Genomic DNA, 13,942 nt, shown 5'->3' on the forward strand with positions numbered 1-13,942 from the left:
TCGTGCAGCCGAGCAGCCTCATCTTCGTCCTCGTCGTGGCGATCTGGGCTGTCTACCTCCTCCAGTACTGGATCAAGCGCCGCGACCACCTCTCCACCGTGCGGTCCGTCGACCGCTTCTCCGCTGCCATGCGGGTGCTCGACGACCACCGCCTGCGACGGGAGTCGGCCGAGCCGACCCCGCGCTCCTACTCCGTCGCTCCGGTGCGCGCCGCGCGACCCGAGGTGACGGTCAAGCACGCCGAGGCCCCGCAGCGTGGTCGCCTCGCCGAGCCGGTCGTCGGTGCCCCGCGGCGGGTGCGTGGTCTGGCCCTGCTGACGATGCTCGTGCTGCTGCCCGTCGTCGCCCTCGTCGCGGCCTTCGGTCCGCTGCCCTGGTGGGTGGCGCTCGCCTGGCTCGTCGGCACCGTCGCGGCCTTCGGCTGGCTGCGCCAGGCGGTGCAGGCCGAGCGCACGGCCCGGGCTGCCGAGCGGGCTGCCGCTCGCTCGCGCGAGCGCGTCGCCGCCCGCCCCGCCGCGCCGAGCGCGCCGCGTGCCAGCGCTGCTCCGGCCGCTGCCCCCGCCGCGCGCCCGAGCGCATCTACGACGTCGCTGCTGCCGCCCCGGCCGTCGAGCCCGAGGCCGAGGTCGCGACCCCGATCGTCGAGGCCGAGCCGGAGCCGGGCACCTGGCAGCCCACCCCCGTGCCGCGCCCCGTCTACACGATGAAGGCCGCCGCCCACCGTCCCGAGCCGGCCCCGATGGCGGCTCCGGCCGCGCCGGCCGTGCCCGCCGACGACGTGCCGCAGGTCATCGACGTCGAGGACGACGAGCTGCCGGCCATCGCGGGCTGGGGCTGACCCCCCTTCGTCCCTCAGACGTCGTAGGGGGACTCTCCCGGGTCGAGCTCGGCCCGCTCGTCCGCCTCGGCGACGTCCTCACGGATCTCCGCCGCCTCGGCAGGTGACTCCACAAGGTCTGACGGTTCGTCGGCGTCCTCCGGCACGGGGTCGAGGAGGTTGTGGCCGACGGCGTTGAGCACGGCCGCGGTCGGAACGGCGACGAGAGCACCGATGACGCCGCCGACGATGATGCCCGTCGCGATGGCGAGGATGACCGCGAGCGGGTGGACCCGCACGGCCCGGCCGAGGAGCAGTGGCTGAAGTACGTGCGACTCGAGCTGCTGCACCGCGACGACGACGCCGAGCATGATGAGGGCGGTGATCGGCCCCTTGGCGACGAAGGCCAGGACGACCGCGACGAAGCCCGACAGCAGCGCACCGACGATCGGGACGAAGGAGCCGACGAAGACGAGCAGCGCGATGCCGGAGGCGAAGGGGACGCCCAGCAGGAGCGCGCCCAGCCCGATGCCGAGGGCGTCGGTCGCGGCGACGAGGATCGTCGCGCGGGTGAAGGCCTTGAGCTGGTTCCACGCGATGGCGCCCGAGGAGAGGACCTTGGCGCGGGCGCCGCGGGGGAAGAGGCGCACGACCCACGCCCAGATGCCCGGGCCGTCGTAGAGGAAGAAGAAGAGCGAGAACATCGCGAGGAAGAAGCCGGTGAGCAGGTGGCCGACGGTCAGGCCGGCCTGGGTCGCCCGGGCGCCGACGTCCTGCTGCTGGCTGACCTTGGCCCACTGGTCGGTCAGCCAGGTCGTGATCTGGCCCTCGGTGAGGCCGAAGGTGTCGACGATCCACTGGCGCGACTGGTTCACGCCCTGGGTCACCTGCCCGACGATGTCGCCCAGCTGGGTCGTGAACTGGTTGCCGACGAAGCTGAAGAGCGCGACGAGGACCGCGAGCGTGCCGAGCACCGTGACGCCCGCGGCCAGCCCGCGAGGCAGGACGATCCGCAGGCGCTGGTAGAGCGGCTCGAGCAGAGCCGCGAGCAGCAGCGCGATGATGACCGGGAAGACGACCTCGGAGAGCTTCGAGATGAGCCACAGCAGGGCGAGGACCCCGACGCCGATGATCAGCGAGCGCCACACCCACTCCGAGGCCGCGCGGAAGGTCGGGGGCACCGTCGGCGGGGCCGACGGTGTCGGCGGCGTGGTCTGGATGACGATCTGCCGCTCCGGTGGCGGAGCCGCCGGCAGCTGGGGCAGGCGGCGGGTGATGCGGGGCAGCCGCACCCCCTTCGGGCGGCGCTGGTCGCTCATGCGGCTCCTCACAGGTCCATGGTCTGCCGACTCTAGTCGCCCGGATTGCGAGCCTCGGCCACCCCGGTGTTATGGTTGCCGTCGTTCTCGGGGCTGTGGCGCAGTTGGTAGCGCGTCTCGTTCGCAATGAGAAGGTCAGGGGTTCGAATCCCCTCAGCTCCACCACCGAAGGCCCCCGGCATCTCGCCGGGGGCCTTCGTCGTGTCCAAGCAGTAGCGTCGGTCCATGGCACCCACGCCCCGCCTCGTCACCTACTCGATGAACATCTCGCTCGACGGCTACATCGTCGGGCCGGACGGTGGCTTCGACTGGTCGGAGCCGGACGAAGAGGTCTTCGCGGCCCACACCGACGAGCTGCGGGGGATCGGCGTGCACCTGCTCGGCCGCCGGCTGCACGAGACGATGTCCTACTGGGAGACCGCCGACCAGGAGCCCGAGTCCGACTACTCCACGGTCGAGTGGGCGCGGATGTGGCGGGCGGTGCCCAAGGTCGTCTTCTCCCGCACCCTCACCGAGGTGACCGGGACCAACACCCGGCTGGCGACGCGCGGCCTCGCCGAGGAGATCGCGGCCCTGCGAGCCGAGTCCGACGAAGGGGAGATCGCCCTCGGTGGCGGCGAGCTCGCCGCGGCGGCTGCGGCCGCCGACCTCGTCGACGAGTACCGGCCCTTCGTCCTACCCGTCGTCGTCGGGGGCGGGCGCCCCTACTGGCCCGAGGGGCTGGCCCGGATCGACCTCGAGCGCGTGTCCAGCCGCACCTTCGGCAACGGCGTGGTCGCATCGCGCTACCGGGTGGTGCGGTGACCCCGCGTCGACCCGTCAGCTGCTCCAGTCCCGGAGCACCTCGCTGACGGTGCGCCGCAGCCACTGGATCCCCGGGTCCGGCATCCGACGGCGGTAGGTGTAGAGCGACACCTGGACCGGCGGCACCTCGATCGGCAGGGCGAAGGGAGTGACCCGAGCGCTGCGGCCGAACTGGCGAGCCACCGTCCTCGGGATGATCGCGAGGTGCTCGGAGTGCTCCACGAGCTGCGGCAGCGCGCCGAAGTGGGAGATCCGCAGGGCCGCGTCGCGGATGGCGCCCACCCGGGCCATGGCCTCGTCGACGTCGGTGTGACCCGCGGCAGCATCCACGGCGATGTGCCGCTCGGCGCAGAACTGCGCGAGCGTGGGCTCGTGCTGCAGCCGTGGGTGGTCGGTCGCGCGGATGCCGCAGTACACGTCGTCGAAGAGCACGGTCCGCTCGATGTCGGGTGCGGCGATGCGGGGGATGCAGATGACGGCGTCCGCCTGCCCCTGGCGCAGCCGGTCCTCCGCCCGGGCGATGTCGAGGGGGTCGACGCGCAGGGTGACCGAGGGGGCCACGGTCGAGATCCTCTCGAGGAGCGGCGGGAGGAGACTCATCTCGCCCAGGTCGGTCCAGAGGAGGCGGAAGGTCCGGCCCGACGTGGCCGGGTCGAAGCCGGTGGTCCCGGTGAGCGTGGCGTCGATCGCGTCCATGGCCTCCCGGAGCCGGGGGTAGAGCTCGTCGGCGAGCTGGGTCGAGCGCAACCCGTCGGACGAGCGGCTGTAGAGCTGGTCATTGAGGTCGCGGCGCAGGCGGGCCAGCGCGTGGCTGATCGACGGCTGCGTCACCGACAGGCGCTCGGCGGTCCGAGTCACGCTGCGGGTCTCGTGGAGGACGAGGAAGGTCCGGATGAGGTTCAGGTCGGACAACATCGCACCAACATAGACGATGTGCATGTCGATATGACCAACTTTCATTGGACCTATCTTCCGGTCGCTCATAACGTCTCGGACCACGCACAGGGTGGTGCGGGGAGGTCTCCCGCCGGGCTCGTGCGCGCGTAGCCGGCTCGGGTGGCGAGGGCCGGTGCGTGCCCCTTCCGACCAGCCACGAGGAGTTGCGTCCCATGCCTCGCTCGAAGCCCACCGCGCAGACGTCGGCCCGTCTGGTGCTGCTGATCTGCGCCCTGTCCATCGTCTTCGAGGGGTACGATATGGTCGCCTATGGCGTGACCCTGCCCTCGATGCTCGCCGACCCCAGCTGGGGGCTGTCGACGGAGTACGCCGGCGTGGTCGGGAGTTATGCACTCATCGGCATGCTCGCCGGATCGATCGCCTGCGGCGCCGTGTCGGACCTCGTCGGACGCCGGTGGCTGATGATCGGCTCGACCGCCTGGTACTCCCTCTGGACGGGGGTCTGCGCGCTCGCCCCCGACGCCACGCTCTTCGGTGTCGCCCGGTTCATGGTCGGCTTCGGCGTCGGCGCGCTCATCCCCCTCGCGGCAGCCATGGCGGTCGAGTTCGCGCCGAAGGGGCGCGCGCACGCCCACAGCGCCGTCGTCTGGGCCGGCTACCCGGCCGGTGGCGTCCTCGCCTCGCTGCTCGGCCTCTGGGTCGTCGACGCCTTCGGGCCTCGGGCGATGTACGCGATCGGCACCATCCCGCTCATCCTCTTCGTGCCGCTCATGGTGCGGCACCTGCCCGAGTCGCCGTCGCTGCTGCTGGCCCGCGGGCGGCAGGCCGAGGCCTTCGCCGTCGCCGACGCCGCCGGCATCGACCGCCCGCTGCCCCCGATGGCCGACGAGCGGACCGGCCCCCGAGGCCTCTTCACCCGCCGCCTGTGGCTCACGACGGTCCTCATGGGCGTCCTCAGCGCGTGCGGGCTCATGCTCACCTACGGCCTGAACACCTGGCTGCCCAAGATCATGGAGTCGACGGGCTTCGGGTCCGGCTCCGCGCTCGGGTTCCTCCTCGCGCTCAATGCCGGTGCCATCCTCGTGCCCATCGTCGTCTCGCGCGCCTCCGACCGCATCGGTGCGCAGGTCGTCACGGCGGGGACCCTGGCAGCCGCTGCCGTCGCGATCATCGTCCTGAGCACCCACGCGCCGATCGGGCTGCTCTACGTCATGGCCTTCGTCGCCGGCGCCGGCACCATCGGGGCCCAGGTGCTGATCTACGGCTTCGCGGCTGCCTCGTTCCCGGCCTCCTGCCGGGCCGCGGGCACGGCATGGACCGCCTCGGTGGGTCGGATCGGAGGCATCGCCGGGCCGACTCTCGTGGGCCTGGTCATCGCCGGCGGCAGCGTCTCGCCCGCCTTCTACCTCTTCGCGGGGGTGGCCTGCTTCGGCGCCGTCGTCTCGCTCCTCGTTCCCCGGCGTCGCGAGCTGCGCGCGCCAGCCGCATCGGCCGCACCGACGGCCGCTGAGCCGACCCTGGCCGCGGACCCCGGCCGCTGAGGTGGCGGCGCACATGCTGACGGAGCTGGTCGACCTGACGGACCTGGTCGATGCGCTGCCCGAGGGCACCGTCGTCCGGGACGCCGACGTCATCGAGGGGTACCGCGCCGACATGGCCAGCCTCGTGCCCCCGGGCACGCCGGTCGCCGTGGTCCGGCCCCGCACCACCGAAGCCGTCTCGGCGTGCCTGGCCTGGGCCTCCCGCACGGGGACGACTGTGGTCCCCCGCGGGGCAGGCACCGGCCTGTCGGGTGGGGCCACCGCCCGTGACGACTGCATCGTCGTCTCGCTGGAGCGGATGGACCGGATCCGGGAGGTCGACCCGGCGAACCACACCGTCGTCGTCGAGGCCGGCGTCGTCAACGCCGAGGTGTCCAGGGCGGTCGCCGAGCACGGGCTCTTCTACCCGCCGGATCCCGGCAGCTTCGAGGTCTCGACGATCGGCGGCAACCTCGCGACCAATGCGGGCGGCATGCGCTGCGTCAAGTACGGCGTGACCCGCCAGTCGGTCCTCGGGCTGGAGGTCGTCCTGGCCGACGGGCGGGTCCTGACGACGGGTGGGCGCACGCTCAAGGACAGCGCCGGTCTCGACCTCACCCAGCTGATGATCGGCTCCGAGGGGACCCTCGGCATCATCACCTCGGCGAGCCTGCGAGTCCGACCGCTGCCGGAGTCGACCGCGACCTTCGTCGCGACCTTCCCCACCCTGGACCACGGTGGTGCGGCCCTCGCGGCGATCTGCGCGTCCGACATGACGCCGAGCGTCCTCGAGGTGCTCGACCGGGCGACGGTCAACGCGGTCGAGGACCACCAGCGGATGGACCTCGACCGAGGCACGGCACTGCTCCTCATCGGGCAGACGGACGGGCACCGCAGCGCGGAGGACGCCGACCGTCTCGTCGCCCTGTGCGAGGAGGCGGGCGCGTCCATGGCACTCGCCACGAGCGACCCCGAGGACGGGCAGCGGCTCATGCACGCGCGGCGGCTGGCCGGATGGGTGGTCATGGAGCGGGGCGCGACGGTCGTCGAGGACGTCGCGGTGCCCCGCACCCGGCTGCTGCAGATGCTCCAGCGCGTCGAGCAGATCGGTGAGGAGCTCGGGCTGGAGATCTGCACCGTGGGTCACGCGGGTGACGGCAACCTGCACCCCATGCTGTGCCTGCCGGACCTCGGCCCGGAGTCGCAGGACCTCGGCCTGCGTGCCGCGGACCGGATCTGCCAGGCGGCCATCGCTCTCGGCGGGACCGTGACCGGCGAGCACGGCGTGGGCGAGCTCAAGCGCGGGATGCTCCACCAACAGCTCTCGGAGACCTCCCTGTCGGTGCAGGCCGCCATCAAGTCCGCCCTCGACCCCGACGGCATCCTCAACCCGGGACGGGGCTGGTGACGGTGCAGCACTCGCAGGACCCCGGTCTCGGCCCCTGGATCGCCGCAGGCTCGGCGCGTCGCAGGTCGATGCGGCGGCGCGCCCGGGAGACAGCCGCGGAGGAGCAGCGCACCCACCACGCGTGGATCAGCGTCGGTGATGAGCTGCCAGAAGGTGGCGGGCGCGGGGGCCCGCTCGACGGCATCCCCTTCGCCGTGAAGGACAACATCGACGTCGCGGGCTTCACGACCACTGCGGGGAGTCCGCTGCTCGAGCACCAGCGTCCGGTGCTCGACGCCGATGTCGTCAGCCTGCTGCGGCAGGCCGGAGCCGTCGTGCTCGGCAAGACCAACCTGCACGAGCTGGCCTTCGGGGGGACCAGCAACAACCGCACCCACGGCGCCGTCCGCAACCCCGTCGATCCGACCCGGGTCGCCGGTGGGTCGAGCGGAGGTAGCGCGGCCGCGGTGGCGCTGGGCAGCGTCCCCTTCGCTCTGGGCACCGACACCGGGGGGTCCGTGACGGTTCCCTCGGCATTCTGCGGGGTTGTGGGGTTCCGGCCGACCACGGGTCGGTACCCGGGCACCGGTGTGGTCAACCTGTCGACGTCGCGCGACACGGTGGGGCTGCACACCCGATGCGTGCGAGACGTGCGACTCGTCGACCGGGTGATCGCGCCGAGCGCGCGCCCGGCGCCACCTCCCGACCTCTCCGAAGTCGTGCTCGGTCTGGTCCCCTCCCGGTTCGACGACCTGCAGACGGAGGTGGCGCAGGCGCTGGACGGTGCGCTCGAGCTGCTTCGGCAGCACGGGGTGACCTTCGTCGACGTGCAGGTGCCCGGCGACCTGGCGGTGGCGGGTGGTGCCGGGCTGGACCTGGTCTTCTACGAGGCCGCCCGACTGCTTCCGGCGCGTTTCGCGCTGGGGCCGGGACCGGGGTCGGTCAACCTCGTCACGATGCTCGACCGGATCGCCTCACCCGACGTGCGTGCGCTCGTCGAGCACCTGGCGGCCTGCGGTCTCTCCGCGGCGGACTACGAGGCGGCGCGGCTGGCCCGCGCGGAGCTCAGGCGGGCGTACGGGGATGCCCTGGCCGCCTCGGGTGCCCACGCACTCGTGGGGCCGACGTCGCCGGTCCTCCCCCCGCCCATCGGTGCGGACGACGTGCTCGACGTCGACGGTCGGCCGGCCCCCACCTTCGCGACGATCATCCGCAACGCCGGGCCGGGGAGCGTCGCCGGGGTCCCCATGCTGTCGCTGCCGGCCGGGACGAGTGCGTCGGGTCTCCCCGTGGGGTTGTGCCTCGAGGGAGTCTTCTTCGCCGACGACGACCTGCTGGCCCTCGGGGAGAGCCTCGAGGCCGGGCTGCCCTGAGGGGCTGCCCGGCCCCGGCCTCAGTGGGTCCGCCAGCGCTCGATCGCGTCCGGCGTGAAGCGGATGCCGTGACCGGGGCCGGTCGGGACGACCGCTCGTCCGCCGTCGAGCTTGAGCGGCTCGGTGATGAAGGGCTCGAGGAAGGGGAAGTACTCGAGGTAGGAGCTGCTCGTCGTCGCTGCCGCGACGTGGACGTGCAGCTCGGTCATCAGGTGCGGCGCGAACCCCAGGCCGTGCAGCTCGGCGAGCCGGGCGACCCGCATGATCTCCGTGATGCCGCCCACCATGCAGGCATTGGGTTGGAGGATCTGGAGCGCCGAATGCGTGTAGGGGACGAACTCCGCTGCCGCGCAGTGGTGCTCACCGCCGGTGATCGCCATGGGGAGCCGCTCGCCGAGGATCTCGTGGGCGCGGATGTCGTGCCTCGCGACGGGCTCCTCGAACCAGTAGATGTCGGACTCGGCCAGCCGGCGCCCGAGGTGCAGGGCGCCGGGGAGGTCGAGCCGCTCGTTGGCATCGCACATGATGAGCAGGTCGTCGCCGACCTCGGCCCGCACCGCCGCCACGCGACGATGGTCCTCCGTGGGCTCGAGACCCACGCGGATCTTCACCCCGGCCAGGCCTTCCTCGGCGTAGCCGGCGCTCAGCCTGACGAGGTCGTCGGTCGACAGCCGGTTGCCGGCCTTGCCCGACCCGTAGACGGGGACGCTGTCGACGAGCTGCCCGAGCGCCTTGGCCAGCGGGAGCCCGTCGATGCGCGAGCGCAGGTCCCACAGCGCGATGTCGATCGCGGCGATCGCGAACCGGTTGTGCCCCTCGCCCATGCGGTGGGTGAGCGCGGTGTTGTCGGTGAAGATCCGCTCGACGTCCCGGACCGACTGCCCGATGAGTCGCGGGCCCAGCAGGTCGTCCACCAGGCGCTTGACCGAGGCGCCCGCCGTGACGTCGGTGATGAAGCAGTACCCGAGGCCGGTCTCGCCGGCCGCGGCGACCTCGACGACCATGAGCTCGTGCATCGCCCCGTCGTAGTCGGCGCTGCTGGGGGTGAAGGGGATCCGGAGAACGTAGGTCTCGAAGGATTCGATGGTGTGCATGGGGTCCTTTCGGATGCGGACTCAGGCGGAGAGCCTGATCCTGAGCAGACGGGTGGCGGCGATGACGACGCCGAGGTTGATGGCGAGGATGACGACCGAGAGCGCGCCCATCACCTGGAACTGGGACTCGGCGGCGAGGTTGTAGAGGATGACCGGCGCGACGCCGTTGTTGCCGGTGTAGAGGAAGATCGAGATGTCCAGCTCGCGGAAGAGGATGACGAAGTTGAGGATGCCGACGGCGAGCAGCGGGCCGCGGATGAGCGGGATCGACACCCGCCGCACCGTCTGCAACCATCCCGCCCCGAGGTTGCGCGCCGCCTCCTCCGTCTCGCTGTTGATCTGCTCCACGCCCGCGTCGATGTAGGAGAAGGACTGCGGGATCACCCGGATCATGTAGGCGACGACCATGATCGTCAGCGTGCCGCCGAGCCACATGGGGCCACCGCTGTAGGCGATGAGCATGGCGATGCCGAGGATCGCTCCCGGGAAGGCGAGCGGAGCGAGCATGAGGGGCTGGACGACCTTGGCCCCGCGCCACCCCGCCCTCGTCCGCAGCCAGACCGCGAGATAGCCCAGGGCCATGGCACCCAGGCTCGCGACGAGCGCGATCCAGATGCTGTTGACGAAGGAGCGCAGTACCGTCTCCTGCTCGAGCAGGGCCGCGTAGTTGTCCCAGAGCACGAGGTTGTCCCACGAGAGCGGCTCACCCACGGCACGTCGGAAGGAGGTGAGGACGAGGACGCCGAAGGGCAGGACGATGCTGGCGACGAAGACCCCGAGGCAGGCGCACCACATGGGCCACCGCATCCGGCCGAGGTCGACTCGCTGCGCGGTGCCGGGCTTGCCCGTGACCGTCGTGTAGCGCCGGCGGTTCTTGATCCGGTGCTGCACCCACAGGAGCAGCGCCAGGACGAGCACGACGGGCAGGCCGAGGACGGCGGAGTACTCGATGCGAGGCGGCGAGGACATGAGGCCGAACATCGCCGTGGGGATCGAGTCGATGCCGACCGGGCTGCCGAGCAGCGCGACGGGCCCGAAGATCGTGAAGGCGCTGACGAAGACGAGCAGCGTCCCGGAGAAGAGCGCCGGAGTGGTGAGCGGGAGCGTCACCTTGCGCAGCACCGTCAGGCGGGACGCGCCGACCGACTGCGCGGCCTCCTCGAGACGGGAGTCCATGGTGTCGAGCGCCTCGACGAGCGGCAGGAAGATCAGCGGGTAGAGGAAGAGCACGAGGCACAGGAGGATCCCCGGCATGCTGAAGACGTTGAAGCGCGGCAGGCCGAGCGGGTCCAGAACGTAGGTGTTGATCAGCCCGCTCTCCGGGCCGAGGAGCAGGATCCACCCCATCGCCGCGACGAAGCCGGGGGCGGCGAAGGTGAGGACCGCGGTCGACCGGAAGAACCCGCGCATCGGCAGGTTGGTCCGGCTCACCAGGTAGGCGTACGGCACCGCGATGGCGAGGCAGCCGACGGAGGAGCCGAGGCCCAGCAGGAGCGAGTTGAGCATCGCCTCCCAGATCTGCGGCCGCGAGAGCACCTCGGCGTAGTTGGCCAGCCCCAGCCCCTCGTCCCGGTGCTGGAGGCTTCGCGCCAGGACCGCGACGAGGGGGACGACGACGAAGAAGGCGATGGCAGCGATCCAGAGGGCCGGCGCGACGCCGATGACGGCGCGGCCCTTCCGCCGTGCGCGCACGAGGACCCCCGGCTGCCGTTGGGTGTGGGCGGTCATCGACCGAAGGCCTCGTCGAAGCCGGTGGTGACCTCTTCCTTGGACTCCTCGAGGCTCTCCGGGGTGAGCACGAGCATGTCCTTCGCGTCGATCTCCTGGCCGCCCTCGGGCACCTCCTGGTCGGCGAGGACCGAGCGGGACCCGATGCCGACCTGCTGGGCCTGGAAGTCGTCGGACAGCATGAACTGGATGAGGAGGCGGGCTGCCGCCGGGTTGGCCACCCCCTTGAGCGGAGCGGCGAAGGAGGGCATCGAGCCGATCTTCCCCTCGGGGTAGGCCATCGCCAGCGGTTCGCCGGCCGCGCGAGCGGTGGCGACGTCGGACTCGATCCCGGGGATGCCCCACGTGGCCTCGCCGGTCGTCAGCAGCTGGCTCAGGGCCAGCGCCGAGTCCGTCACCAGCGACTTGTCCTTGCCGACGGTGGGGACGAAGTCGGGCTCGATCTCCTGCATCCCCGTGGCGAAGGTGAGCGCGGCGCCCGAGGCGGACGGGTCGGCGACGGCCTTCTTCCCCTGGGCCTTCGACAGCTCCTCCCAGGTCTTCGGGACGTCGGCGGCCTCGGTCCGGCTGGAGTTGTAGGCGAAGCCGAGGGCGTACCAGGTGAAGGGCACGTAGGCAGCGTCCGACTGCAGGGGTGGGAGGACGTCGTCGAGGTTGTCGACGGGCGCCTCCTCGAGCAGGCCGTCGTCCGCCCACTGCTTCATCGTGCCGCCGTCGTTGAGGCTCACGACGTCGAAGGGCCGGTTGCCCTCACCCTGGGCCTCGACCTTCTGCGCGATCTGGCCGGAGTTCTCGCGGACGTACTTCACCTCGATCCCGTACTTCTTCTTGAACTCCTTGGCGAGGAGGTCGGCCTGGGGCTTGGTGTGGCCTCCGGCGCCGAGCCGGACCTCACCCTCCTCCTTGGCGCGCTCCACGAGGGCGCTCTGGTCGTCCGGCAGCGGCTCGGTGTCCGCGGCCTGCGGGGGAGCGCACGCGGCGGTGGCGGCGAGGCCGAGGGTGATGGTGAGGGCGAGGGCGTTGCGGGTCAGCGGGGTCATGACGATTCCTTCGGTCTGCGTGCGGTCAGGGGGTCAGGCGGCATCGACGAAAGAGAGCCGACGGGCGTCGGCGTGGACGCGGACGCGGTCGCCCACGGAGTGCTGCTCCACGCCCCGGTCGTGCGCGTCGATGACTCCGTCCCAGTCGTCGAGGGCCACGCGGTAGTGCGTCTCGTCGCCGAAGTACGCGACGTCGGTGATGACGCCGGACGCGTCCTCAGCGGGGGTGAGCTCGATGTCGTGAGGGCGGATGCACGCGACGGCGTCGCCGACTCCCTGGAGGCCGGAGGCGCTCACCGTCTGCCCGGTGACGAGGCGGACCTCGGTGCCCTCCGGGGTGCGGGTGCCGGGGACGAGGTTGGCCGGCCCGAGGGCCCGGGCGACGAAGCCCGTCGTCGGGCGGTTGTAGATCTCCGCGGGCGGAGCGACCTGCTGGACGCGACCGGAGCGAAGGGAGACGACCCGGTCCGCGAGGCCGAGCGCCTCGGTGCGGTCATGGGTGATGTAGACCATCGTGATGCCGAGGTCCTGCTGCAGCGTGCGGATCATCCGGCGCATGTCCTCCCGGAGCCGGGAGTCGAGGTTGGACAGCGGCTCGTCCATGAGGAGCACGCCGGGCCGCGTGACCAGGGCGCGGGCAAGCGAGACCCGTTGCTGCTGCCCGCCGGAGAGCTCGTGGGGGTACCGGTCGCCGAGCCCCTCGAGCTGGACGGTCGCCATGGCCTGGTCGGCCCGCTCGCGCACGTCCTGCTTGCGCACGCGGGGCCGGCGGGTGGTCAGACCGAAGGCGACGTTCTCCGCGACGGTCATGTGGGGCCACAGCGCGTAGGACTGGAAGACCATCCCGACGTGCCGCTTCTCCGGTGGGACGAAGGTCCCGTCCCCGACGACGACGGACCCGCCGATGGAGATGGTCCCCGATGTCGGGCGCTCGAAGCCCGCGATCATCCGCAGGGTCGTCGTCTTCCCGCACCCGCTGGGTCCGAGGAGGACGACGGACTCGCCCGACGAGACCGCCAGGTCGATGTCGTCCACCGCGGTGGCGTCGCCGAAGACCTTGGTCAGTCCTCGTAGCTGGATCTCGGTCATCGCTGCTCACTCCCTTGTGAGTTGTGCCGATTTGCGGCACAGTGTGCTCCAATACGGAACACTTTGATCGAGCCGGGGTGGCCACGTCAAGGGGTTTCCACAATTTCGTGACGCGACGACAGGGGTGTGAGGCATGAGTGCGATCGGGACGGCCATCCGGGTGCTCGAGGGGGTGGCGGCGCACCAGCCGGTCGGCGTGGGTGAGCTGGCGCGGCGACTGAAGATCCCCAAGAGCACCGTGCAGCGCGCGCTCAACGAGCTCGCCGACGTGTCGTGGATCGAGCCGGCCGCGGGCAGTGCCACGACCCGATGGGTGGTCACGACCCGCGCGCTCGCGGTGGCGGCCCAGGGCGGCCCCCAGCTGCGGACGGAGAACGTGCGTCGGGCCATGGTCGCGCTGCGCGACGAGTTCAACGAGAACGTCCACCTCACCGTGCGGCACGGGGACGTCATCGTCATCGTCGACAAGGTCGAGTCGACGCACGGGGTGCGGGTCTACGACCCCCTGGGCATCCCGGTGCCGATGCACGCGTCGTCGTCGGGCAAGGCGCTGCTCGCAGCCGCGACGCCCGAGGACCGGGCGGCCTACGTCGACCGCGCGCTGGAGCAGTTCACCGACCGCACCCTCGTGGACCCGGATGCGCTCCTCGAGGAGCTCGACGGGATCCGGGAGCGTGGCTACTCCATCAACACGGGGGAGTGGCGGGCGAGCGTCTCCGGGGTCGCCGCGGCCATCCCGACGCGGGGCGGGCCTGAGGCGGCGCTCGCGATCGCCGCACCCACCGAGCGCATCACCGCGGAGCAGATCGCGAGCATGGGGCCGCGCCTGCTGGAGGTCGTCGCCGACATCGCCCGGTGGGACCTCGGCTGAACG

General features: G+C 71.7%; 13 protein-coding genes and 1 tRNA gene. 8 read left to right on the top strand and 6 right to left on the bottom strand.

Features of this window, described 5'->3' with window-relative positions:
* Nucleotides 1-2: 2 nt before the first annotated feature.
* Both NMQ01_RS02040 and NMQ01_RS02045 read left to right on the top strand, forming a co-directional pair.
* Nucleotides 3-707, top strand: coding sequence for a hypothetical protein (locus NMQ01_RS02040; protein ID WP_255185226.1), 705 nt, complete (start codon nt 3-5; stop codon nt 705-707).
* Nucleotides 683-838, top strand: coding sequence for a hypothetical protein (locus tag NMQ01_RS02045; RefSeq protein WP_255185227.1), 156 nt, complete (start codon nt 683-685; stop codon nt 836-838). The genes NMQ01_RS02040 and NMQ01_RS02045 overlap by 25 nt, the downstream gene beginning before the upstream one ends.
* A gap of 14 nt (nt 839-852) precedes the next feature.
* Here the strand turns inward: NMQ01_RS02045 and NMQ01_RS02050 are convergent, their stop codons facing one another.
* Nucleotides 853-2,136 (bottom strand): AI-2E family transporter, encoded by a 1,284-nt coding sequence (locus NMQ01_RS02050; protein ID WP_255185228.1) that lies wholly within the window; start codon nt 2,134-2,136, stop codon nt 853-855.
* A gap of 89 nt (nt 2,137-2,225) precedes the next feature.
* Between NMQ01_RS02050 and NMQ01_RS02055 the strand changes: the two genes are divergently transcribed.
* A tRNA-Ala gene (locus tag NMQ01_RS02055) sits at nt 2,226-2,301 on the top strand.
* Nucleotides 2,302-2,361: 60 nt separating this feature from the next.
* Nucleotides 2,362-2,940 carry a dihydrofolate reductase family protein gene (locus tag NMQ01_RS02060; protein ID WP_255185229.1) on the top strand — a complete coding sequence of 193 codons (579 nt, stop codon included), beginning with the start codon at nt 2,362-2,364 and terminating at the stop codon, nt 2,938-2,940.
* Between the two features lie 15 nt (nt 2,941-2,955).
* Here NMQ01_RS02060 and NMQ01_RS02065 read toward each other — a convergent pair whose 3' ends face one another.
* Nucleotides 2,956-3,855: a LysR family transcriptional regulator gene (locus NMQ01_RS02065; RefSeq protein ID WP_255185230.1), complete on the bottom strand. Its 900-nt coding sequence runs from the start codon at nt 3,853-3,855 to the stop codon at nt 2,956-2,958.
* A gap of 194 nt (nt 3,856-4,049) precedes the next feature.
* Here NMQ01_RS02065 and NMQ01_RS02070 point away from each other — a divergent pair, with 194 nt between their 5' ends.
* Genes NMQ01_RS02070 through NMQ01_RS02080 form a run of 3 tightly spaced genes read left to right on the top strand, consistent with a single transcriptional unit; the run spans nt 4,050 to nt 8,117 of the window.
* Nucleotides 4,050-5,378 (top strand): MFS transporter, encoded by a 1,329-nt coding sequence (locus NMQ01_RS02070; RefSeq protein WP_255185231.1) that lies wholly within the window; start codon nt 4,050-4,052, stop codon nt 5,376-5,378.
* Nucleotides 5,379-5,391: 13 nt separating this feature from the next.
* The gene (locus NMQ01_RS02075; RefSeq protein ID WP_255185232.1) at nt 5,392-6,765 is read left to right on the top strand and encodes an FAD-binding oxidoreductase; all 1,374 of its coding nucleotides are present in this window, start codon (nt 5,392-5,394) and stop codon (nt 6,763-6,765) included.
* Nucleotides 6,762-8,117, top strand: coding sequence for an amidase family protein (locus NMQ01_RS02080; protein WP_255185233.1), 1,356 nt, complete (start codon nt 6,762-6,764; stop codon nt 8,115-8,117). The genes NMQ01_RS02075 and NMQ01_RS02080 overlap by 4 nt, the downstream gene beginning before the upstream one ends.
* A 20-nt stretch (nt 8,118-8,137) precedes the next feature.
* Here NMQ01_RS02080 and NMQ01_RS02085 read toward each other — a convergent pair whose 3' ends face one another.
* From NMQ01_RS02085 to NMQ01_RS02100, 4 genes are read right to left on the bottom strand one after another with little or no spacing between them, the layout of a single operon-like run.
* A complete protein-coding gene (locus NMQ01_RS02085) occupies nt 8,138-9,211 on the bottom strand; it encodes a mandelate racemase/muconate lactonizing enzyme family protein (protein WP_255185234.1) in 1,074 nt (357 codons plus the stop codon).
* Between the two features lie 21 nt (nt 9,212-9,232).
* A complete protein-coding gene (locus NMQ01_RS02090; protein ID WP_255185235.1) occupies nt 9,233-10,939 on the bottom strand; it encodes an iron ABC transporter permease in 1,707 nt (568 codons plus the stop codon).
* Nucleotides 10,936-11,979, bottom strand: a complete 1,044-nt coding sequence (locus NMQ01_RS02095; protein ID WP_255185236.1) for an ABC transporter substrate-binding protein — start codon at nt 11,977-11,979, stop codon at nt 10,936-10,938. Before NMQ01_RS02095 ends, NMQ01_RS02090 begins: the two co-directional genes overlap by 4 nt.
* A 33-nt stretch (nt 11,980-12,012) precedes the next feature.
* Nucleotides 12,013-13,068 carry an ABC transporter ATP-binding protein gene (locus tag NMQ01_RS02100; protein WP_255185237.1) on the bottom strand — a complete coding sequence of 352 codons (1,056 nt, stop codon included), beginning with the start codon at nt 13,066-13,068 and terminating at the stop codon, nt 12,013-12,015.
* 133 nt (nt 13,069-13,201) lie between these two features.
* Between NMQ01_RS02100 and NMQ01_RS02105 the strand changes: the two genes are divergently transcribed.
* Nucleotides 13,202-13,939 carry an IclR family transcriptional regulator gene (locus NMQ01_RS02105; RefSeq protein WP_255185238.1) on the top strand — a complete coding sequence of 246 codons (738 nt, stop codon included), beginning with the start codon at nt 13,202-13,204 and terminating at the stop codon, nt 13,937-13,939.
* Nucleotides 13,940-13,942 lie beyond the last annotated feature (3 nt).

It is taken from the genome of Janibacter sp. CX7 (genome assembly GCF_024362365.1).
GTDB lineage: Bacteria > Actinomycetota > Actinomycetes > Actinomycetales > Dermatophilaceae > Janibacter.